This window comes from Nocardia terpenica (genome assembly GCF_013186535.1).
In the GTDB taxonomy this organism is placed as follows: Bacteria; Actinomycetota; Actinomycetes; order Mycobacteriales; family Mycobacteriaceae; genus Nocardia; species Nocardia terpenica.
On sequence record NZ_JABMCZ010000003.1, the window covers coordinates 1,435,286 to 1,456,744 of the forward strand.

A 21,459-nucleotide genomic window follows, 5' to 3' on the forward strand; every position below is an offset into this window, starting at 1 on the left:
ACCCAAACATGCACTGCCCCAAGACTATTGCATGGCTTGCCACATTCACTGCTGTCGCCGGTATTGGCGTCACGGCCGGGTGTGGTTCGCCGACTCACCATCAGGCAACACCCGAGCACCCGGACCTACGGGCGGCGCCGAGCCACTTGCGTTGGGTGGGTTTCCAGGGAGTGTCGGTGCCGGTTGGTGATCAGGGACCCAAACACCTTGACGGGCCGATCGCCACCGGATACGACCGTTCTCCGGCGGGAGCCGCGTTGGCGGCGATCGAGTCGACCGTCCGCATGTCGGTCGCCGCCGACACGCAGTGGGTGCAGGTGGGGCAGGAGCTGCTCGCCCCCGGCGCGGGCCGCGACCGGTGGGCCACCGCACGGGTACAGATGTCGATCACCGACCCGGTTCCCGTTGATGTTGTGCCGCAGGTTCTCGGTTACGCCGTCACGGATTACACCCCTGCACGGGCGGGCGTCGCCGTGTTCACCCGCCAAGGCGATGGCTCGCTGACCCGCAACGCGACCACCGTGGTGCGGCACGCCGACACCTGGCTGCTCCAGCTCCCCGCGAACCCGGACACACCGCCGGTCACCGCGGTAACGAGCACGCCGCCGGACATGGTGGCGCTGCCGTCCACGAGCAAGGAGCCGACGCGATGATCGCCCATCCCCGTGTCCTGGCCGCCCTCGGAGTCGCTGTAGTCGTGGCCGTTGTTGCGATCGTCGTGGTGACCGGTCACCACCAAGACCACGGCGGCGGAACCGCCGCGCCGGCAACACCTGCACCGCAATCCCCTGGGCCGTCCCAGCCTGGCTCCTCGGATTTCGGCCTGCCGAGTGTCGACATGTTCGGCAACCGGCTGGAGTCGACCCCCGATCCAGCGGGCAGCGCGCTGCCGCAGAATTCCACCGTACGTCCCGGCTCGCAGACCGCACCGGACTACCTTTTCGCGGCTCCGGCCGGGATGACGTGGGAAAGCGGTTGGGGCGGTGCCGCATTCGGCTTCTCGCGCAGCGACGGCCCCACCCGCGTGCAGGACGGGATCGCTTCCGGCTACGCCGACACACCCCAGGGCGCGGGCTTGGCCGCCTATGACGCGCTCGGCCGCGCCCTCGCGGCACCGGAGGGTGTGTGGCAGCGGGTGGTGACGCAACGCTACGTCGGCGGAGGCCTGGCGCTGCTCGAGCGTCTGACGCGCAGCCGCGCCAGCACCCCGAACGCGGCGAAATACGTTGTCGTGCCTGACGGTTTCCGGGTGCTGCCGGGCTACCGGCCGGATTTCGCCGTGGTGCAGATCGCGGTGCGCGCCAAGGACGGCTGGTCGTACTCGACCTGGCCCATGGCCTGGGTCGACGGCGACTGGAAAGTGCGCGTGCCAGACGATCCCGGACAGCTGTGGGACTCGGTGCACCTGGATTCACTCACCGGGTTCGGAGCCTGGAAATGAAGGCGCGGCTACTGGCCAGAGTGGCGGTCCTCGTGTCCGTAGTGGTCACGGGCACGGTGTCGGTGATGGTGATGGTGTGCGCGCCCGCGCAGGCCGACCCGTCGAGCTTGGGCGTGTGCGATCTGCCCGGGGTGAGCACCGTGTGCAACCTGGGACAGCAGGCCGTCACCAGCGCCGCCGGGTCGGGATTCAAAGAGATCGTCGACTCGATGCTGGACGGCTTCGCCAAGCTCCTCGAATGGTCGCTGTCGTGGTGGGTGCGACTACCCTCGCCCGATCTCACCGACATGTCGGCGTTGTCCACCGTGCGCGAGTACACCACCGGGTTGCAGGTGTTGTTGATGACCGGCGCGGTCATGATCACCGCCGCGCGACTGGCCCTCGCCAAACGCGGCGCCCTGGCCGGGGAGGTGCAGGAATCGTTCATGGCCTTCGCCCGCGCGGTGTTCGCGTCCTGGATGTTCGCCGCCGTGATCACGATGGCCACACGGGCGGGGGACGAGTTCTCCAACTGGCTCATCACCGACGCCGCCCACGGCGACCCCTCCTCGGCCCTGTCACACCTGGTGGAATTCAGCGCCTTGACCAGCAAGACCGGACTCGGCATGACCGGAATGTTCATCCTGGGCCTGATCGGGTTCATCGGCGCCCTGCTCCAACTTGCGTTGCTGGTCATCCGCCAAGCCCTGCTGATCGTCGTGGTCGCGGTCATCCCGATCGCGGCATCGGCGGCCGGGACCGGGCCGGGCAGCCAAGCCTACAAACGACTGATCGGGTGGGCGGTCGCGTTCGCGCTGTTCAAACCGGTCGGCGCGATCGTGTACCTGGTCGCGTTCTCCGCCGCTGGGGCGGGAGGCTCCGACGTCCAGCAGCAGCTGCTCGGGTTGATCCTGCTCGCCCTGGTCGCCCTCGTGCTGCCCGCGTTGATGCGGATGGTCGCACCCGCGGTGTCGACCATGGGCTCGGGCGGCGCCGGGGTGGCCGCTGCGGCGATGCTCGGCAGCGGCGTCGGAATGGGCGCCGCGATGGGAGCCAAGGCCGGCACCCAAGCAGCGGGGGGATCGAGCCAGTCGGCCTCGCACAGCGGTGGCACCTCGGGGTCGACGAATCAGACATCCAGCTCAAGCCCAGGCTCGGGCGGTCGTTCCCTGGCCCCGAGTAGCGCCGGTGCCGACGGCAGCGGCGGTGTCGCGCCGAGCGGCGGCGGGAGTGGTGGCTCGACGGCAGCTCGGTCGGGCTCGGGTGCCGTTGGCGGCGGGCAGGCGTCCGCAGCCGGGGGTGCTGGTGCGTCCTCGGGAGCGGCTGCGGCGGCGGGTCCGGCTGCGGCGGCCGTAGTGGCTGGGGAAGCCGTCCGAGCGACGACGCAGCGGCTGGGGGAAGCCAGTCAGCAAATCAGTGGTGAGACGAACGCCGGGGCCGACAACGGTTCCCGCGCCCTGGGAGAACACGAGGTACGACGATGAGTCAACGCGTGTACGGACGATGGGAACGACCGCGCTCGGCCGGGCTGTTCGGCCTCACGTGGGGTGTGTCGATGCTCGGCATGGCTCTGGTGGTCGCGGTGATGGTCGGATTCATGGTCACCCGCTCGATCCTGGTGGCGGGTGCTCTGATCGTGGCCGGGACCGTGATATTCGTGCCCCTGGTGATCACCCGCAACGGCCGAACCGGTTGGGAGACACTGCTGTTGCGCTCCCAGTTCGTCCTCGCCCGGCGGCGTGGCGAGCACATCTATCGGGCAGGCCGGTTCTCGATGATCCCCGGCACCTCCCGGCTGCCGGGGTTGCTGGCCGACTCCACCATGGTCGAATACGAGACCCCCGGCGGCCGACGCTTCGGCATGATCCATATCCGCCGCACCGACCACTACACGGTGGTGCTGCGGGTGCGGCCTCGCGGCAAAGAGTTGGTGGATCAGGCCCAGATCGATGACTGGGTGACCGGATACGGGCAGTTCCTGGCCACCCAGGGCCGCGACGAGATCGTCGCCGTGACCGCGGTATTGGAACACGTCGTCGAGACCCGGTTGCAGCAGCGGCGCGAGGTCGCACGACTGGTCCGCCCGCAAGCACCCGAGTTCGCGCGCACGGTGATGACCGAAGCCGGCGCCTCCGGCGGGTCCGGGGTGCGGATCGAGGCCCGCATCGCGCTGACCTACCGGCCTCTCGGCCACGCAAAGACCCACCGCGACCGTGCCGAACAAGCCAAGGAAATCGGGCAACGCCTGCAAGGCGTGCTGGCGCATCTGAACAATGCCGGTTTGCCGGCCACGCCGATGACCGCGGCAGAAGTACTGGGGATGGTGCGCTCGCGCTACGACCTCGCCGCACAGGCGGATGTGGAAGAAGCCGGTGAGGACATCCTGGCCACTCAGGGTTGGGACGCGGCCGGTCCGATCTCGCACCTGGACTCCTGGGACCATTTCGTGCACGACGGTGGCCGGTCGGTGACCTGGGAAATGGATGCCGCTCCGCGCGGCACCGTTCTGGAGACCGGGATGGAGGAGTTGCTGCGCCCGCGGCCGGACGTGCCGCGTAAGCGGGTTGCGATCGTGTATCGGCTGCACTCGGCTGGGGATGCCGCGAAGATGGTGGACTCCGACTACCGCGATGCCCTGGCTGCGGAGCAGACCGAACGTGGAATCGCTTCTGCCGCAGCGTCGATCCGCGTGGCGAACACGCAAGCGTCCCGGCAGGAACAGGCCCGCGGCGCGGGGTTGACCCGGTTCGGGATGCTGATCACCGTCAGCGACCGCCTGGATGCGGACCTGCCCGGCATCGAGGCATCGGTGACGGCCATGACCGCCGCGTCCCGGCTCGGGGTCCGGCGCTGCTACGGCTACCAAGCCTCGGCGTTCGCGGCCTCGCTGGGTATCGGACTCGTGCTGCCTGAGCACGGGTCGATTTCGCGCCGGATGTCGGCATGAGGCCCGCGCGGACGACCCGGATCGCCGGGATACGCGTTCTCACACCGGGCGCCCGCCAACGCGCGGAAGCGACGGCGGCTGGCCGTGGGCTGCGGAAGTGGCGTGCGCAGTATCGGTTGTGGCACGACGACGCACGCCGCGCGACCGCCCAGCGGCGTGAAACCGATACGGCACGAGACGGTTTCGTCCGCACGCTGGCGACGCTGACCGACCGCGGGTATCGCGGCCTCGGGGGCGGCCGTGCCGCGGTCGTGCCCGCGATGCCCGAATGGCGGGCCACCACAACACAAGTCGCTGGTTTGTGGCCGTTCGCGGTCGGTGCGGCAGCGCCCGCGGTGGGAACGCCGGTGGGGCATCACTATGTGACCGGGGAGCCGGTGCATTTCGATCCGATGGCCTGGTTTCTGCGCGGGTTCATCACCGCACCGTCGATGTTCGTGTTGGCGCTCAACGGATTCGGCAAATCCTCGTTGATCCGGCGGATCGTGACCGGTGCGGTCGCCACCGGCGATACTGCGATGTGCCTGGGCGACACCAAACCCGACTACCGCGACCTCGTGGAAACCCTCGGCGGTCAGGTCATCGACCTCGGGTACGGGTACGGCAAACTCAACCCCCTCGCCGTCGGCGCGCTCGGCGGCATCGTCGACCAGCTGCCCGACCCGGAAATGCGGCGCCAGGTGACCGCAAGGGTGGAGGCCGGACAGGTCACCGTGGTCGCCGGGCTCATCGAACTCGTGCGCGGCGCCCACGTCGCCGACTACGAAGAAACCCTCCTCGCCGCCGGACTCCGCCAGCTCTACGGACCCGGCGGATTCACCCCCGACCACCCACCACTCCTCGAAGATCTCCTCACCGTGATCTCCTGCGGCGGGGAGCAGATGATGCAGTTCGCCGAGGAAGACTCCCTCGACGCCTACCGGGACGCCACCAAACCCCTGCGCCGATCCCTGCGCGCGTTGGTGGAAGGTCCGTTCGGGGAAATCTTCAACGGCCACACCACCGTCGTGCTCGATCCGGCGAGTCCTGCTGTGTGCATGGACGTTTCACACATCCCCGAGGGCGACACCAAACTCCTCGCCGCAGTGTTGATGGTCTGCTGGTCCGACGGGTTCGGCGCCATCGCCGCCGCCCACACCCTCGCCGACGCCGGGCTGGCACCGAAACGGGTCTTCCACGTGGTCATGGATGAGATCTGGCGCGTCCTCGGGGTGGGTGAGTTCATGGTCGATCGTGTCGACAGCCTCACCCGCCTCAACCGGCCGCTGGCCACGTCGTTGATCATGTGCTCGCACACCATCAAAGACCTCGGCGCCTTCAACACCCAAGCGTCAGTGAACAAAGCCCTCGGCTTCATCGAACGCGCCCGCGCCAAAGTCATCGGCCCGGTCGGACCCGAGGAAATCGAACGGCTCCGCACGGTCATGTCGTTCACCGAAACCGAAAAACTCATGGTGACCTCCTGGTCGGCACCCCGCCCCCTCACCGACAACCAACACAACAATGACGCTATCCGGGAAACCCCCGCGGGCACCGGCTGTTTCCTCCTCAAAACCGGTGAGGACAACACGCCAGGAATTCCATTCCGCATGACCTTCACGCCGACCGAGCGTGACAGCGGCATCCACAATACGAACAAACGGTTCGATGGACTGAACAAAAACTAACCAGATATCAACCCAGTTTTTGCTCGCTCACCCCTCAGTGGTGAGGGAGGAGGTGTTGTCTCATGAACAACTCCAAAACAATTCTCTTGAGCGTCGCAATAATACCACTATTGCTGACCGTCGTCCTGATAGCGATCATCGGATCGGAATCCGGGCAGTCCTGCGCCGCCATGCCGGGCGGGGTCGGTGGCCCGACGGGGCAGTCGCTGGCGGGCCTGAGTGAATCCCAGCTTCGGCTCGCCCGTGACGGTGTTGCGATCGGCAAACAACGCCGCCAACCCGAGAACACGATCGTTGCCGAGCTGGCTGCGCAAGGCACCGAGAGCGGGTTCCGCAACTTGGCCAACTCCGCGGTGCCGGAATCGCTGACCTTCCCCCATGACGGAGTGGGCGCCGATCACGACAGCGTCGGCCCCCATCAGATGCGCGCCGGGATCTGGGGATCGGTGGGCATGGCCGAACTCATGCACCCGCAGTACCAGATCAACTGGTTCTACGACCAGGCCGACAAGCTCGGTCCCGGTGGCAGCTCACTCGCCCCCGCGGACCTCGCTCAAGCCGTCGAGCAGTCCGCGCCGAACGCCTACGCCGGCAGCCTCGACCTCGCCCGCCAGCTCTACACGCTGTTCGCCGACAACGATACCTCCACCATGGCGCCCGGCACCCAAGGATGCGGCCCCTCCGGCAGCAGCCCCTTGAACGCCGCTCCTCCCGGTACGTTCGGCGCCGCCGTCCTTGCGGCGGCACAACGGTGGATTGGCACCCCATATGCGTGGGGAGGCGGCGACACCAGCGGCCCGACCCGCGGCGAGGACGGAGTTGTCGGGTTCGACTGCTCCGGGCTCACCCTCTACGCCATTTTCCAAGCATCCGGCGGGCAGATTTCACTACCGCATTACACCCAGGCCCAGCAAGACGACCCACGCGCCACCGCAATTCCTTTCGAACAGAGACGCCCTGGCGACCTCATCTATTTCACCAAACCCGGTGAACACGACTCACATCACGTCGGGATCCTCGCAGGTAACAGCAACGGAACCGACCTCGTCCTCAACTCGCCAGCCACAGGACAAAATACAAAAATCGAACCCCTTACAGACTGGAATGGCGAGCGTATAGATATCCGTCGCTTCGGCCAATCGCCTCCAATCTCCCATTCCGAACCGCAGTTGTCGACATAACTATAAGAGGCAAGACGTCATGGCAAACCAATTCCGCAACAAAACCGATTTCAAACAGGCGCCAGTATTCAACCGTGCGGTCGCGCGGCGGCGAGAAGACCCTGGGGACGGTGCGTGATGACCGCCGATGTAGGACCGTCGTTCGAGCTGATACGGGACGCATTCGTCACCGTCAGCGGTCAGTCGACCAACAACGGGGCCTGGGCCACGTTCTTGTGCCCGGCTCACGATGACAACCAGGCCAGCGCGGCAATCAAATACGATGCGCACCAACATAAGACAATCGTCCGCTGCTTCGCCGGATGCCCGGATACCGCAGTACTGGACAGCCTCGGGTTGACCGTTGGCGACCTATTCGACGAACCCGCATCCGACAACCAAAGACACCGCGTGCCCATATCGCGGGACCACCGATCGCAGGCGTCGCCTGCCGGACGGCGCAAACGACGCAGCCTTGGTAAGCAACTCGGGTGGCCCATCGACGTGGCCCACTATGTCTACCGCGACATCCACGGCGTGCGGATCGGCCGAGTGATCCGCACCCGCACCGAATTCGAACACGGCTCGAAAAAGGGGTTCTACCTACGGCGATACGAACCCTCCACCGGCACATGGCCATTGGGCGCGTTCGAGCCGGTGCTGTACCGCCTGCCACAAGTTTCCACCGCGATCGGGACCAGCCGAACCATCTGGCTATGCGAAGGCGAAAAAGACGCCGACCGCGCTGTCACCCTGGGCCTCACGGCCACCTGTAACGCCCTGGGCGCGGGCTCATTCACCCCCGCCCACGCGCAACAACTGACCGGAGCACGCCGAGTGGTCATCGTGGCGGACCGGGACCCGGCCGGTTACACACATGCCCGCGCCGTCCGGCAACTGGTGCATCCCCTGGTCCAACAAGTGACCGTCGTCCAGGCACGTGACGGCAACGATCTGAACGATCACCTCGATGCCGGTCACAGTCTCGAAGATCTCGAACCTGCCACTGAACTTGGTTACTCGGAGATCGACTTCGCCGATCTGATCGAGCCGCAACTAGAACCAGCCTTCGCTGAGCCCGAACAGTTCGAGGCTGCCGACCCTCGGCTTCAACGACTTCTGGCTTGTGCGCTTCCATCCCAGCGGGAACCTAGCGGCCCCATGTCGGCAGCACTTGCCGGGTCAACGGCTTGGGCTGCTGCGGAGTCGTTGAGACAGATTGCTTCCACCGACGCAGGAGCGGTGCTGTGAACCGCCGACAACCTACCGTCGTTCTCGCCGCAGCGCTGTCTGTCGGACTCGTCGCACTGGCGGGCATAGGCTGCGCCCACCAGCAGGAGCGCGGCATATCTCACTGTGCGGCAACACATTTCCCTACACCCTATGCCGAGACCGATCCTTGCTCGCCTCACGCGGTGCTGACGGCCGCCGCAACCGCGATCTTCACCTACCGGCCCGATCACCAGCGCGACACCGCCACGGCATTCCTTGCCGCCGCACCCCTGATAGCGACGGACTACCTGCACCAGATCGGCGCATCGGCCACCGCCATGGCACCGATCACCGCAGCGACCTGGGCTCGCTGGTCCTCGCTGCACATCACGGTCACCGCCACCGTCCGCATCACCGAAGACGACCACCCCACAGACACCAGCACCCGCATTCGCCGCGTGATCGCCGTGACACAGCGCCCCGGCGACGAAGCCCCGCGCGAACTCACCGCCTATCTACAAGTCGCCAGAGATAGCGCCGACAAGCCTTGGCTCGTCACAGATTTGGAGGTCCGATGACTGAAATAGACGACATCACACAACAATTGACGCGGGCCGCCGGACGAGCGCTCCAGGCGGCACGTGCTGCGAGGGACCGGAGTACCCAACGAACCCTGCGACAGCGTGAGGAAGCTCGCCGGGAGCGGGAACACCGGCTGCGCATATTCGAGCAACAACTGCGCACCACAGTCCTGCAACGCCGTCTCGCCGTCCGCGAAGGCAACCAGCCGATCGCCGATGACCTGGCCGAGATCGAACACCAGCAACGTACACGCGAACTGCTCTCACGCTGGGCCGCCGCAGAAGCACACCGAGACACTGATCCTGGACTGGCCGACGCATGGACAGCTCGCCTTCGGGAGTCCGGAGCAGACCCCGCCGCTGCTAGGGCTCATGCCGACAAACTCACTTCCGGCCTACGAGATCCTGATGCACCCAGGAATCAATCCGACGAACTTGGTTCTGGCCCACAGTATCCCGACCATCTATTCGACGGCGGACAGATGGCGGCCGATTACACCGACATGGCCACCGACCTCTCCGAGGCCCGCGCCGATACACCGGACAGCCACGATGCAGCCGTCACCGCCGAGGGTGCAGAGGCTGCACGGCTGATCGACATCGCACACCCGGAGCCTCGCAGCATCGGTCCGGCTCAGCCGGCACCGTTCCCGATCAATGCGCCGGGGGCGAAGTTAGACCTCGAACACGTCTCGCAGTTGTGACTTCCCAGCGAACGGAGGCGTGAACCGTGAAGGTGACGCGAGAAACCCGCCGTACCAACAAGTCCGGCATCGGCGAAGAGACCGCGGCGCTGCTGATCGGCTGCGGCGTAGTGATACTCGGGCTCCTGGTCTGGGGCGCGTTGACGTTGGGTTGCTGGTGGGCTGGACTGCCCGCGACCAAGAACCCACCCGCCGCATTGATCAGAATCGCGACTGGTACCCAGCCGTGGCCCTGGCAGTCGACGGTCATTCTTGTTGTGCTCGCTGCCGCCGTGGCAGTCGGTGCGTTTCGGCTCTGGCATGAAAAGCACGGCCGTGGCCGTCTCGACTACGCCGCGCGCACCATGCAACCGGTGCGGACCTTGTCCGGTGCTACTCGCAGCGATGTAGCCGACATTGCCCGACGACTGTTGTCCGACGCTCCCGATATCGCCAAATCTTCGCCTGGGATCGCGCTGGGTGTCCCGGTTGCCGGAGGCGGCCCGGTGTACTTGACCTGGGAAATGCCCGCCACGTTCGTCTCGGGTACACGGACAGGCAAGACGATGGCGTGGGCGATCCCCGCTGCGTTATCGGCCCCCGGCGCAATGTTATCCACTTCGAACAAGCCCGATCTGTATGCCCACACTCGGTATGGCCGCGAACAGGTGGGGCGTGTCTGGTTATGCGACCTTCAGGGCGTCACCGGGCACCGGCGGGCTGAATTCTGGTGGAATCCCTTGGCGCACATCGACACCCTCGCCGGTGCCCGCAAGCTCGCGTCGTTCTTCATCTCCGCCAGCCGAGAACCCGGCGACCGGAAAGATGCCTACTTCGACGGTGCGGCAATGGATTTGCTGTCCACCTACATCCTCGCCGCCGCCTGCGCCGAGGGCGACCTCGTGCACGCCGCCGAATGGCTCGGACGCGATCAGGACGAAACCCCGGTACTGATCCTGCACCGGTTCAACCATCACAACGCCGCGCGCCTGATCACCGAAAAGCAAAGCCTCACCAGCAGGCAGCGAGACGGCGTATTCGACATGGCCAGAAGGTTTCTCGGCTCACTGACCGACGAAACCTACGCGTGGGTGATACTCCCACCGCACCGCCGAATGATCTCTGTCTCCGGCGACGAACAGGCGGGCATCGACCTCACCAGTGAACCGGACAACAAGCCCGTGCACGACCTTCCGGAGTTCGACCCATGGGCGTTCGTCGACAGCCGCGACAGCCTGTATGCGCTATCCATGGAAGGTCCCGATAGCGCCGCGCCGATCATGACCGCCCTCGTCGGCCAAATCGTCGAAGCCGCACTCGATTCCGCGCGCCGCCGGGCGAACGGGCGGCTGCGAGTGCCGTTGGTGTGCGTGCTGGACGAAGCGGCAAACTGCTGCAAGCTCGGTGAGCTGCCCAACTACTTCACCTACGCCGGCGGGCACGGCGTCATCCTCATGGTCTGGCTGCAAGTCCTCGAACAGGGCAAACAGATCTGGGGTGAAGAGGGCCTGTACAAGATGTTTGCCCAATCGGTTGAGTGCTACGGCGGCGGCATCGGCGACACCACCTACCTGCGGCGATGGGTCGAACTGATCGGCAACCACGAAGTCGCCGACACCCAGATAAACACCAGCCGCGGCGGCACCGGCTACACCCGCTCCTGGCGCAGCGAACCCATCGCTGAAGTCACTGACCTCGCAGCGCTGGAGAAGGACCGCGCAATCGTGCGCATCCCCGGCAACAAACCGGTCTTGGTCCGCAAAACCTTTTGGGGCGACACCGAATTCGCCCCGCTCATCCACCGCTCCCTCGAGCTGTACGAAGAAGAAAACGCCCCATGAGCAGCGAACCCGAATCCGATACCGAGGCCCCGGCGCTGGCCTACCCGTGGTTCGTCGACTGGCTCGACGACTGGTTCTTTCCGCAGTACACCCTGCGGCTTGCTTCCGGCAACAGGGAGGGGACTCACACCTGGTGCTCGGAATGGTGGCGGCACCGCGTGGTCGCCGTGCGTCTTGCGGCGTTGTGGCAGGCGTGGGAGGCCGCGCGGATCACCCCGGACGGGTCGGCCATGGACAGTTGGTGGCTCATGCACGCCGACCCCACCATGCGTGTCCTCACTGATGCCGCCAACGGGCCGATGTGGCGCTGCACCCCGCAACGCCACGACCCGGTGGCGACACTGCCGGTCAAACCGGTCCCACCCGGATTCTTCCCCCGACCGGCGACGCCGGAACCGGTGAGCGCCACCCGAACCGGCAACACGGCCACGTCTTCACCGAATGGACAGACCGCCGGTGGACGCCCCAGTACCGACACCGTGACCGACCTGGACGACGGCCTCGAACTCTGAACGGCGCACAGCCCACGAAGAAAGGTCACCCGCGACGCCAACCGTATTGAGCCCCAACGTAATTGACCTCAAGGAGTCGTCATGGCGCAGGAAACAGCCAATTCTCCCGACCCGCTGACGGAATCGATTCTCGCGATCATCCAACGCTGGCGGCAGGAAAGTCCGCAGGCCCACAGTGTCCCACGTGGTGTCCGTAAGGAGATCAGCCTCGCCATCCGGGAGGATCAGCGGCGCCAGTTCCTGGACTATCAGCGTGCCCGGCTCGATATCGAGGCGGCGGTCCGCGAGCACCAGCACACCATGCTCGTGGGCTACCGGCCCCGCAGCGTCGACACCCCGGAGACGTGGTTCGCCCGCCAGCAACAGCTCGAACGCGACCGGCTGGCCATCGAACAACGCATCAACGCCGAACCCCGTTTGTCGGCCGAGGACCGCGGCCAAGCCGTCACCTCCCTCTCGGTGGCCCACCACGCGCCCAGCGTGCCCATGCTGCCCGTATTCACCCCGCTCCCAGCGCGCGGGCTCCCGGCGCTGCGAGCGCGACTGCACGCGAGCCTGTCCCGGCTGCGAGTCGGGTTGGCCGGGGACAGAGAACGACGCCGGCTCGAACAGTGGGAGCAGCTGCATCGCGAACGCGCCGAACAAGCCCCGCAGCGGCCCGATCGCGAAGCCGCCCACGCGGTGAATACCGCCCACGCCCTCGGGCTCGGGGACAACCCGGTGTGGATGAGCCGCGACACCCACGAGCAACGCGAGGCCCGGGTGACGCAGCTGGAAACCCAGGCCGCCGACCACTATGCCCGCCTGTCGGCCCTGGAGAACATCGCTGCCGCACTGCGCGAGGAGAACGATCGCCTCAACCGCCAGGTGGCGCAGGCGCCGAGCGTCTCGACCGAATCGTCGGCGCAGTCCGATGCGACGCAGGAGCAACGTCGCGCCGTGGCACAGACTGTCTCCGATCCCGCAGCGGTGGTGAATTCTTCTGCTGGCGCGGGGAAAGCCGGAGTCGGATCCTCCGATGAGGCGAATTCGTCTGCTCCGGAAAGCATTTCGACTGCCGATGCGTCGCAGGGAGGTAACTCTGCCAATGGGCGGAGTGCCCCGGAGGCCCCGCACGCGTCGGCGGCAGAGACGACCACCGCGAATCTGATCAATACGGCCCATCCGAATATCGGTGCGGCGCAACCACAACAGCCCGCCACACCTACTCCCGCGACTACCGGTCAGCACGCCACCGCGGCGCCGTCGGCCGATCAGGAACTCGGGGTCTGAACCATGTCGCTCAGAATGCCCCCGTACGACGAACGAATGATGCGGGAAATCTATGCGCACCAGTACCAGCTGCGGGTGGTGGCGCAGCAGTTGACCGAGCTGTCCCATGACTGGGCCGCCATGTGGCGCGAGGGCGAGTATTCCGAGCAGTGGGCGCATCTTGCAGACGCGGTGAGCGACTGGTCGTCGACCCCGAACCGCCTGCGCGCCTGGACCGATCGTTATCCGGTTTCGGGTATTCCGAATGTGGACGGCGATTTCGAGTGGCGCAACATGATCCAGGCGCAGCTTCTGGCCGACCCGCTGCTTGCTGGTGACCGTTGGATCGCCGCAGCTGATCAGGCACGTGCGGTCGAGACTGTCGACGACCAGGTCCGTGAGGCCGCAGATCCCGACAGCGTGTCGGTCAACGCGCTGATTCACACCGCGCACCGCCAATTCAGTACTCCATTCCGGCACGAGCTGTTGAAGATGCGGACCCCCAGCGAGGTGGCGGCGGCGGAAACGCCGGTGGCAAGCCAGGACTCGACCTCGGACCGACATTCCCGAACTCGACCCGACGGTGGTGAGCGGATGGACCCGGATGCTGCATTGGGACGCATACGGCAGCTCGTGCGAGAAGTCCAGCAGGGCAACGACAACGACGAGTCCATCGACTACCTGGACGAGCTGATCGACCACTGGGACGCACTCGACGACTGGCTGAGCCGAGGTGGATTCCCGCCCGCGTCATGGGACCGCGACCGCGACCAGACACCGCCGGAGAAAGCATCGGCCGCGGAACTGATCTCGGCGGCCACACCGACCTATGACATCGCACCGGCGGTGCAGGCGCCGTCTCGGCAACCTCCGGGTCAGATTGCGCACGGCATCGGTGACGAGTTAGACCCCTGAATTCCTGGCTGACCTGGGGAAAGGAGACCTGATGGCAGCGAAATCCAACCTCCCCGGCGAGGGACAACTCGATCTGTTCGCGGTGGTGGAATCATCGCCAGTGAGCGAGGAGGATCAACATCATGTCGAACCAGATTCGTCAGATCGTCGAGCAAACCTGGCGCGAGCACATCGGCCTACCGCCGGAGTGGAGCCCGGAACAGATCAGCACGTTCCTGGATCGGGAGACCCGCGCGATCTCCCGGCAGATCGCCGACCGGATGGGCACGGCGCAGGGTCCGGCGGTCGCGCGGTGGAAGACCGAGAATCCGGGGCAGGAACCGGACTATCTGACGCTGGTGGCGCTGATCAACACCGGCCGCCAGCAGATCACCGAGGAAGTGCTGACCGAGGCCCTCTACGACAAGATCCCGGTCCACGACGAACCCCTCGACGCCGGTCCGGGCGAGCCGGTGACCGCGGACGTGGTGCCGGCGGATCGGTGGCGGGTGCCGACAGCGCGGAGACCGGAGCCGGACACGGAACTGGAGGAGCTGGCGGATCGGCTGCTGCCGACGCGGTCGACGCTGGTGCGGGTGATGGCGGCGCACCTGCTGCAGGTGATGCGGGAAGACGGTCAGCCGCTGCCGGAGGCCCACGACAGCGCGGCCATGTCGTCATTCATGAACCGGCTGGAAACCGGGATGCGCAAGGACGGCCAGCCGCTCGACGGCCCCGGCGCTCTCGCCGCAACGCGCTAGACCCCAACCAACTCACCCTGCTGGACTCGTTCGGCGCCGGGCCGATCGACCCCTTCGCAGCCAATCCCGGCGCCACCCCGCTACCGTCCACCCCAGCGGAAACCGCCACCGAGACGCTCGCGCCGACCACCGTGCCCTCCTCCGAGGCTTCGGTAGTCGGCGGCCGGTCTCCCGTCGCTGACCCGGCGGACGAGCGTGCCGAGTCGGCAGCTCCTGGAGTCGGTGGGCGCCGTGATGCGGGTGTGCCGCCGTTCATGCAGGTGTGGGAGCGCATCGAGGATGCGGTCTTCGATGCTGGTCTGGATGGTGATCAGATCGAGGACTTGAGCCTCGACGTGGAGGCGTGGCTGGACGCCGCCGCTATCGACGCCGACCATGCCGATACCGCTCGCACCCGGTTGGTTGGCCTGGTCGCTGACCTCGGTCTGCCCGATCGCATTCGCGACACCCTGTTGACCGTCATCGGCGACGTCAGCCCGGCACGGGCGCCGGAGAGCCCGGTCACCGAGCCCGTGGCCACCACCGGGATGGGCGAGGACGAACGCGATCTGCCGGAGCCGGTCGACTTCCCACCCGATACCGCGATCGTGGTGCCGGAGTCAGCGAAGGATCGCGCGCACGCCAACCTCGCGGCTATCCGGCTGCTGGACGTGTTGGATCGCGAGAATCGTTACGCCACACCGGATGAGCAAGCGGTGCTGGCACGCTGGTCCGGATGGGGCGCGGTCCCACAGGTTTTCGAGCGCGGCCCGGAATGGGAAGCCGAACACACCGAACTGTCGGAGCTTTTGGATCCGGCGCAGTGGGCGCTGGCGCGCGAAAGCATGCTGAACGCGCATTACACCGACCCGCGGATCGCGGCGGTGATGTGGCGGGCGGTGCAGCGTGCCGGGTTCACCGGCGGCCGAGTGCTCGAACCAGGTTGTGGCTCAGGCACTTTCATCGCCCATGCCCCGGCCGAGGCGGTCATGGTCGGTGTGGAGGTCGATCCGGTCAGCGCGCGCATCGCCGCCGCCTTGTATCCGACCCGGGCGCAGATCCGGGCGGAGGGTTTCGAGGAAACCCGGGTCGAGACAGACAGTTTCACCGCGGCGATCGGGAACGTACCGTTCGCGAAGCTGCGCCTCTACGACCCGGCGCACAATCCGACCAATCAGCTGATCCACAACCACTTCCTGATCAAATCCTTGGATTTGGTCGGGCCGGGCGGGTACGTCGCGGTGATCACCAGCATGTACACCGCGGAGAACCTCGACGACCGCGCGCGTCGCGAGATGGCCGACCGCGCCGACCTGATCGGCGGATTACGGTTGCCGGCCAAGGCATTCCAGCGGGTCGCAGGCACTGACACCTCCACGGATCTGCTGGTGTGGCGGGTCCGCGAACCCGAGCGCGAACCCAGTCACGACACGCGGTTGTTTCTGGGACAGGGCACGCTGACCGTGCGGGAGAAGACCGAACACGGCCATTACGAGGTGCGGGAATTCCAGATCAACCGGTACTTCGCCGAACACCCCGAGCACATCCTGGGCACCCTGACCTATGCCAGCAACGCCTTCGGTCGCGAAGACCTCTACGTCGACGGCGTCGCCGGGGACGCGCTGGCCGAGCGCATCGACGCGCACCTCACCCGCCTCATCGACCAGGCCCGGGACAACGATCTGGGCTTGATCGCGACGGCCGAGTCGACCGCCCTGGTCGGCGCCGACGTGGAGACCGGATTGGTCGTCCCGACCACCGAAACCGGCGGTGTCGCGGTGGACACGCTGCGCTGGAACGACGACCAGCAGCGCATCGACGTCTACGGCCCGGCGGGTTGGACGCGCGCCGAGGTGCGCGGCAAACGCAAGATGGCCGAGTGGCGCGCACTGCTCGGGCTGCGGGATGTCGCCACACAGCTGGTCGGCGCGCAGCTCGACGGCCGCGATGCGCAGCAGCGCGCAGCGCTGCGCAGCGAGTTGAACCGCCGCTACGACACGTACCTGGCGAAATACGGATACATCAACCGGTTCACGATGATCGACCCGCCCGCGGTCGACGACGCCCGTCACCGCGCGCAACTGGACACCGCGATCGAGCGGTGGCGCATCGAGCAGGGCACCGCGGAGCGGCCCTTCCAGGGTGCGGTGCCGGACGAGGTGTTGGAGGAGCTGTCGGACAAGGCGTGGGAGTCCGAGCGGGAGCCCTACAAGAAGCAAGCGCACCTGGAGGGGATCCTGCGCAACGACCCCACCACGTCGGTGGTCTTCGCGCTGGAGCACTTCGACGAACAAACCCACCGCGGCACCAAGGCCGCGATCTTCACCTCCGACGTCATCCACGCCGCACCGACACCACCCACCCACGCGGACACGATCCAAGACGCCATCGCGATCAGCCTCGACGAATCCAACCGGATCGACCTGCCCCGCATCACCGGCCTGCTCGACACCACCCGCGAGGACGTGGAAACCCAGCTCGAAGCCACCGGCCTGGCGTTCCGCTCCCTCGACGACCCGGACACGTGGCTGCATGCGCCGATGTATTTGTCGGGCAACGTGCGCCGCAAGCTCGCCGCCGCGACCGAGGCGGCGGGTCGTGATCCGCGCTACCGCGCCAACGCCGCCGCGCTGGCCGCGGTGGTACCCGAGCGCAAGACCACCGTGGATGTGCGCTTGGGTGCGGTGTGGGTCGAGTCGGCCGATTACGTCCAGTTCATTCGCGACACCTTCACCATCCCGGCCGAGGAGAAGGTGCTCGTCGAACGTGTCGACGGCCAATGGGTGATCCAGGTCGACAAGACCTACCCCGGCGCGCGCGGCGACCTGCTCAAGTGGGGGTTGGCGCCCAAGGCATTTCAGGGGCAGCGTGAGGGCGGCTACAACTTCGAAGACCCCAAGGCCGACGAACTCGGCATCGCCTATGCCGGTGTCGCCGGCGGCGACTACGACCACATCACGCTACTGGGCGACCTGTGCAACTCCGCCCCGATCCGGGTCAACAAATCCAAGGACTACCTCACAACGGTCGGGGGAGACCAGCTGCACGCCCGCGCGACCCGCGCCGTTCAGAGCAAGGCCCGCCGCCTGGCCCAGGAGTTCGAGAACTGGGCCATGGATTCCGACCCCGCCCGGCGCGAACGCCTCCTGGATCGCTACAACGAACTGTTCAATTCCGTTGTCGCACCGGCCTACAGCGGCGCGCACCTCACGGTGCCGGGGTTGGGCACGCACTACAAGCCCTACCGCTACCAGCTCGACGCCGTCGCGCGAATCGTGTCCGAGCCAGCGACTTTGCTGGATCACGTTGTGGGGGCGGGCAAGACCGGAACCATGCTGATGGCGGCAATGGAGCTGCGGCGCCTGCACCTGGCACGGCAACCCTGGATCGTCGTCCCGAACCACATCGTCGACCAGGTCGCCCGCGAGGCCAACCAATGGTATCCGGGAGCACGGGTGCTGTGCGGATCGTCGGCCACCGATCCGGCCGGGCGTCGCCGCCTGATCGCCCAATCCGCTGCGCAGGACTGGGATTTCGTGATCGTCCCGGCCTCGGCATTCAAGCGGATGCCGACCTCGAAGCAGACACGGACCGCGTTCATTCAGAGCAAAATCGACGAACTCGGCATCGCCCAAGGCGAACTCGAAGGCAAGAAAGCCAGTAAAATTCTCGAAGTTCGTCTCAAAGCCGCTAAACAGCAACTCAAGAAACAGCTCGAAGAAATCAAACGCGATACCGGAATCGGATTCGAAGACTCCGGCTGCGACTATTTGTTTATCGACGAAGCGCACCACTACAAGAATCTTTTGCGTGTTTCCAATATTACCGAATTGGCTTGCACTCCGGGGAGTCAGCAGGCGATGGACCTGCAATTGAAGTTGGAATATCTACGCAAGAAGCGTCGCCGGGAAGCTGTCGCGGCGGGTATCCCCGCCGACGCCTACGTGGAGCGGGTCGCCACCTTCGCGACCGGCACGCCGGTGTCCAACAGCATCGGCGAGTTGTGGGTGATGACGAACTACCTGCGCCCGGACCTGCTGGAGGAGGCCGGGGTGCGGCACCTCGATTCCTGGGGTGCGGTGTTCACCACCACCCGCGACACCATCGAACTCAACACCAGCGGCTCCCGCTTCGAAACCCGCACCCGCGTCGGCGATTTCGTCAACACCGGCGATCTCATCGGCATGACCAGCGTGTTCACCGACTCCGTCACCCGCGACCAGATCACCGCAGCACTACCGGAACTCGATGAAGGCCAGCGGATCGTCGTCTCGTTCACCCCCAGCCAGGAAGTCGCCGACTTCATCGCCGACCTCGGCTACCGCGCCGACACCACCGACCCCAAACGCCTCGACATCGACAACGGCCTCAAAATCGCCACCGACGGCCGCAACGTCACCCTCGACCCCCGCGCCGCTCACCTCGACCCACCCGGGGCCATCGAGAAGCGCCTGGACTACCTGCGTGAACTCGCCCGCCGCAGCGGACACGAAGACATCGCCGAAGACCAACAATTCCTCGCCGCTATGGCCGCCGGCTCCGAGGCCAGCGCGGTGGCCGACGAAGCCGATCAGGGGCGGCTGCGCGCCAGCGTCGTCGCCGAACAGATCCTCGCCGTCCACGCCGATACCCGCGACAACACCTACACCGACGACCTCGGCGAACCGTCACCGGTGACCGGCGGCCTGCAAATCGTGTTCTGCGACCGTGCCACACCCAAGACCGATCGCGCCCAGTGGACGATCTACCAGGCCATCAAAGACGAACTCGTCGCGGGTGGCATGGAACCCGACGGTATCCGCTTCATCCACGACTACCGCAACGCCGCAGCGAAGGCCAACCTGTTCGCCGACTGCCGCGCCGGGAAAGTCTCGGTACTGTTCGGCTCGACCGAGAAGATGGGAACTGGAGCCAATATCCAGACCAGGGCCGTGGCGCTGCATCACGTCGACGTGCCTTGGCGCCCCGCGGACCTGGAACAGCGCGAAGGCCGAATTATCCGCCAGCACAACCAGAACCCCTCGGTGCGGATCTTCTGCTACATCGCCGAGCGAACCTTCGACACCTATATGTGGCAGGTGTTGGAGCGCAAGGCGTTCTTCATCGAACGACTCAAACGCGCCGACCGCTCCGCCCGCCGCGTGCAAGACCTCGGCGCCGACAGCCTCGCCGAGAACGCCGCCATGATCAAGGCCATCGCCACCGGCGACGACCGCTACATCCGCCAGATCGAACTCCAATCCGCCGTCGCCGACTTGCAAGCCGAACAAGACGCCTACTTCTCCGCCGCCCGCAGCGCCGAACGCGAACACCAAACCCTGCAAGCAGCCATCCCCGGCCACCGGAGGGCCATCGCTGCCCTCGAATCCGCCCTCGCCGACGCCGAGAAACACCACCAAGACGGCACCACCCCACCCACCACCGTGCACGGCACCACCTACACCGAACGGACCGACGCCTCCCGGGCACTGGTCGAAACCCTCCGCCAAGCCGCCGGACGGCTCCACAACCGCCCAGTCGACGAAGCGATCACCGTCGCCACCATCGCAGGGCTCGATATCGAAGTCCGGTACAGCACAAGCAATTCCGAGCTATACCTCAAACCCGTCGGCCTCGCGGTCACGCCCCGCGCGATCGAGCACGAGAAGCTCTACCTCGACCCGAAGAAACAGCAGGGCCTCACCGCCGAGGAACGCGACAAAGCCTTCGGCCAGCTGGCCTCGGGCCTCATGACCCGCGTCGAAAACCTCGTCAACGACCTCCCCAAGGCGCTCGAGGAACGACGCTGGCGACTCCACCTCGACACCGACCGGCTCCAGCAACTCGACACCGAACCGCCCACGGGATTCGATCGCCTCGGCGAACTCAAGGCCATGTACGACGAACTCGACCAGCTCGAACGGCAACTCCGCCACGAAGCAACCAGCCCAGAAGCCATCGCCCGCCGCGAAGCACTCGAACAGCGACTCGCCGCCAAAGGACGCCACCGCGGCTGGAGCCTGATGCTCAACGCCACACCCGCACTCTGCCACCAACTCGGCCTCGACTCACCGGCGCAGGTCCGCGCCCTCATGGCCCAACATGCAGACGAGGCATGTCTCGAGAAAATAGAACAATACAAGGCCGAACGGCCCAACGGGCGACCACCCGTAGACCGCGACCGGAATGGCCGAAGCGTATCCGAAGGCGCAGTCGTCGTGGCTCTCGTTGCGAAATCGCAGTGCCACGAGGTGATCGGCCCAGTGCAACACCCCGTGCACGACGCAACAGTAATTCCGTTTCGAACGCAAAACCGTGGCACCGAACTCGATAGCTAGATTCACCCGATTCTCTCGACACTCACATGAAAGCGGACAGTAGTCTTGTTGTGAGCGAACCACACCGTGACGTGCTGCAAGCCCATTTTTCCGTACAGGGCGGCCTGAATGTCGATACGGTCGTCCAGCCTGCCGACCACCACCCCGCACGATCCCCGATCCCGCCCCCGCAGAGTCATCGGCGGTGGACGGCGGCGAGGTCGGCGAGGAGTGTGATCGTGGAGCTCAGCAGCC

General features: G+C 66.2%; 15 protein-coding genes. All 15 read left to right on the forward strand.

Annotated features, from left to right (window positions below):
* Positions 1-8: 8 nt before the first annotated feature.
* The 15 genes from HPY32_RS28200 (at position 9) to HPY32_RS28270 (ending at position 21,225) form a co-directional block, all read left to right on the forward strand.
* A complete protein-coding gene (locus HPY32_RS28200; protein WP_507236514.1) occupies positions 9-653 on the forward strand; it encodes a DUF8175 domain-containg protein in 645 nt (214 codons plus the stop codon).
* Complete coding sequence (locus HPY32_RS28205) at positions 650-1,441, forward strand: DUF8175 domain-containg protein (RefSeq protein WP_156673779.1); 792 nt, start codon at positions 650-652, stop codon at positions 1,439-1,441. Before HPY32_RS28200 ends, HPY32_RS28205 begins: the two co-directional genes overlap by 4 nt.
* Complete coding sequence (locus HPY32_RS28210) at positions 1,438-2,904, forward strand: TrbL/VirB6 family protein (RefSeq protein WP_067577298.1); 1,467 nt, start codon at positions 1,438-1,440, stop codon at positions 2,902-2,904. Before HPY32_RS28205 ends, HPY32_RS28210 begins: the two co-directional genes overlap by 4 nt.
* Positions 2,901-4,367: an SCO6880 family protein gene (locus HPY32_RS28215; RefSeq protein WP_067577299.1), complete on the forward strand. Its 1,467-nt coding sequence runs from the start codon at positions 2,901-2,903 to the stop codon at positions 4,365-4,367. Before HPY32_RS28210 ends, HPY32_RS28215 begins: the two co-directional genes overlap by 4 nt.
* Positions 4,364-6,034, forward strand: a complete 1,671-nt coding sequence (locus HPY32_RS28220) for a putative type IV secretion/conjugal transfer ATPase (protein ID WP_156673780.1) — start codon at positions 4,364-4,366, stop codon at positions 6,032-6,034. Before HPY32_RS28215 ends, HPY32_RS28220 begins: the two co-directional genes overlap by 4 nt.
* A gap of 62 nt (positions 6,035-6,096) precedes the next feature.
* Positions 6,097-7,215: a C40 family peptidase gene (locus HPY32_RS28225; protein WP_231951266.1), complete on the forward strand. Its 1,119-nt coding sequence runs from the start codon at positions 6,097-6,099 to the stop codon at positions 7,213-7,215.
* A 117-nt stretch (positions 7,216-7,332) separates the two neighbouring features.
* Positions 7,333-8,445, forward strand: coding sequence for a toprim domain-containing protein (locus tag HPY32_RS28230; protein ID WP_082870464.1), 1,113 nt, complete (start codon positions 7,333-7,335; stop codon positions 8,443-8,445).
* Positions 8,442-8,984, forward strand: coding sequence for a hypothetical protein (locus HPY32_RS28235; protein WP_156673781.1), 543 nt, complete (start codon positions 8,442-8,444; stop codon positions 8,982-8,984). Before HPY32_RS28230 ends, HPY32_RS28235 begins: the two co-directional genes overlap by 4 nt.
* Entirely contained in the window at positions 8,981-9,691 is a 711-nt protein-coding gene (locus HPY32_RS28240) for a hypothetical protein (RefSeq protein ID WP_156673782.1), read from the forward strand. The genes HPY32_RS28235 and HPY32_RS28240 overlap by 4 nt, the downstream gene beginning before the upstream one ends.
* Positions 9,692-9,717: 26 nt before the next feature.
* Positions 9,718-11,511 (forward strand): type IV secretory system conjugative DNA transfer family protein, encoded by a 1,794-nt coding sequence (locus HPY32_RS28245; RefSeq protein WP_082870465.1) that lies wholly within the window; start codon positions 9,718-9,720, stop codon positions 11,509-11,511.
* A complete protein-coding gene (locus HPY32_RS28250; protein ID WP_067577307.1) occupies positions 11,508-12,023 on the forward strand; it encodes a DUF4913 domain-containing protein in 516 nt (171 codons plus the stop codon). Before HPY32_RS28245 ends, HPY32_RS28250 begins: the two co-directional genes overlap by 4 nt.
* A gap of 81 nt (positions 12,024-12,104) precedes the next feature.
* Positions 12,105-13,295, forward strand: coding sequence for a prolipoprotein diacylglyceryl transferase (locus HPY32_RS28255; RefSeq protein ID WP_067577309.1), 1,191 nt, complete (start codon positions 12,105-12,107; stop codon positions 13,293-13,295).
* Positions 13,296-13,370: 75 nt separating this feature from the next.
* Positions 13,371-14,189 carry a hypothetical protein gene (locus tag HPY32_RS28260; RefSeq protein WP_156673783.1) on the forward strand — a complete coding sequence of 273 codons (819 nt, stop codon included), beginning with the start codon at positions 13,371-13,373 and terminating at the stop codon, positions 14,187-14,189.
* A 122-nt stretch (positions 14,190-14,311) separates the two neighbouring features.
* On the forward strand, positions 14,312-14,929 hold the full coding sequence (locus HPY32_RS28265) for a hypothetical protein (RefSeq protein WP_067577313.1): 618 nt from the start codon (positions 14,312-14,314) through the stop codon (positions 14,927-14,929).
* 254 nt (positions 14,930-15,183) lie between these two features.
* Positions 15,184-21,225, forward strand: a complete 6,042-nt coding sequence (locus tag HPY32_RS28270; RefSeq protein ID WP_216676385.1) for a helicase-like domain-containing protein — start codon at positions 15,184-15,186, stop codon at positions 21,223-21,225.
* The last annotated feature ends 234 nt before the right edge of the window (positions 21,226-21,459 follow it).

What these genes read in the sequence shown, in the direction of transcription:
- HPY32_RS28265 (WP_067577313.1), top strand. Translation starts at nt 14,312, where the DNA reads ATGTCGAACCAGATTCGTCAGATCGTCGAGCAAACCTGGCGCGAGCAC.
- HPY32_RS28250 (WP_067577307.1), top strand. Translation starts at nt 11,508, where the DNA reads ATGAGCAGCGAACCCGAATCCGATACCGAGGCCCCGGCGCTGGCCTAC.
- HPY32_RS28255 (WP_067577309.1), top strand. Translation starts at nt 12,105, where the DNA reads ATGGCGCAGGAAACAGCCAATTCTCCCGACCCGCTGACGGAATCGATT.
- HPY32_RS28215 (WP_067577299.1), top strand. Translation starts at nt 2,901, where the DNA reads ATGAGTCAACGCGTGTACGGACGATGGGAACGACCGCGCTCGGCCGGG.
- HPY32_RS28270 (WP_216676385.1), top strand. Translation starts at nt 15,184, where the DNA reads ATGCAGGTGTGGGAGCGCATCGAGGATGCGGTCTTCGATGCTGGTCTG.
- HPY32_RS28200 (WP_507236514.1), top strand. Translation starts at nt 9, where the DNA reads ATGCACTGCCCCAAGACTATTGCATGGCTTGCCACATTCACTGCTGTC.
- HPY32_RS28230 (WP_082870464.1), top strand. Translation starts at nt 7,333, where the DNA reads ATGACCGCCGATGTAGGACCGTCGTTCGAGCTGATACGGGACGCATTC.
- HPY32_RS28205 (WP_156673779.1), top strand. Translation starts at nt 650, where the DNA reads ATGATCGCCCATCCCCGTGTCCTGGCCGCCCTCGGAGTCGCTGTAGTC.
- HPY32_RS28225 (WP_231951266.1), top strand. Translation starts at nt 6,097, where the DNA reads ATGAACAACTCCAAAACAATTCTCTTGAGCGTCGCAATAATACCACTA.
- HPY32_RS28240 (WP_156673782.1), top strand. Translation starts at nt 8,981, where the DNA reads ATGACTGAAATAGACGACATCACACAACAATTGACGCGGGCCGCCGGA.
- HPY32_RS28220 (WP_156673780.1), top strand. Translation starts at nt 4,364, where the DNA reads ATGAGGCCCGCGCGGACGACCCGGATCGCCGGGATACGCGTTCTCACA.
- HPY32_RS28210 (WP_067577298.1), top strand. Translation starts at nt 1,438, where the DNA reads ATGAAGGCGCGGCTACTGGCCAGAGTGGCGGTCCTCGTGTCCGTAGTG.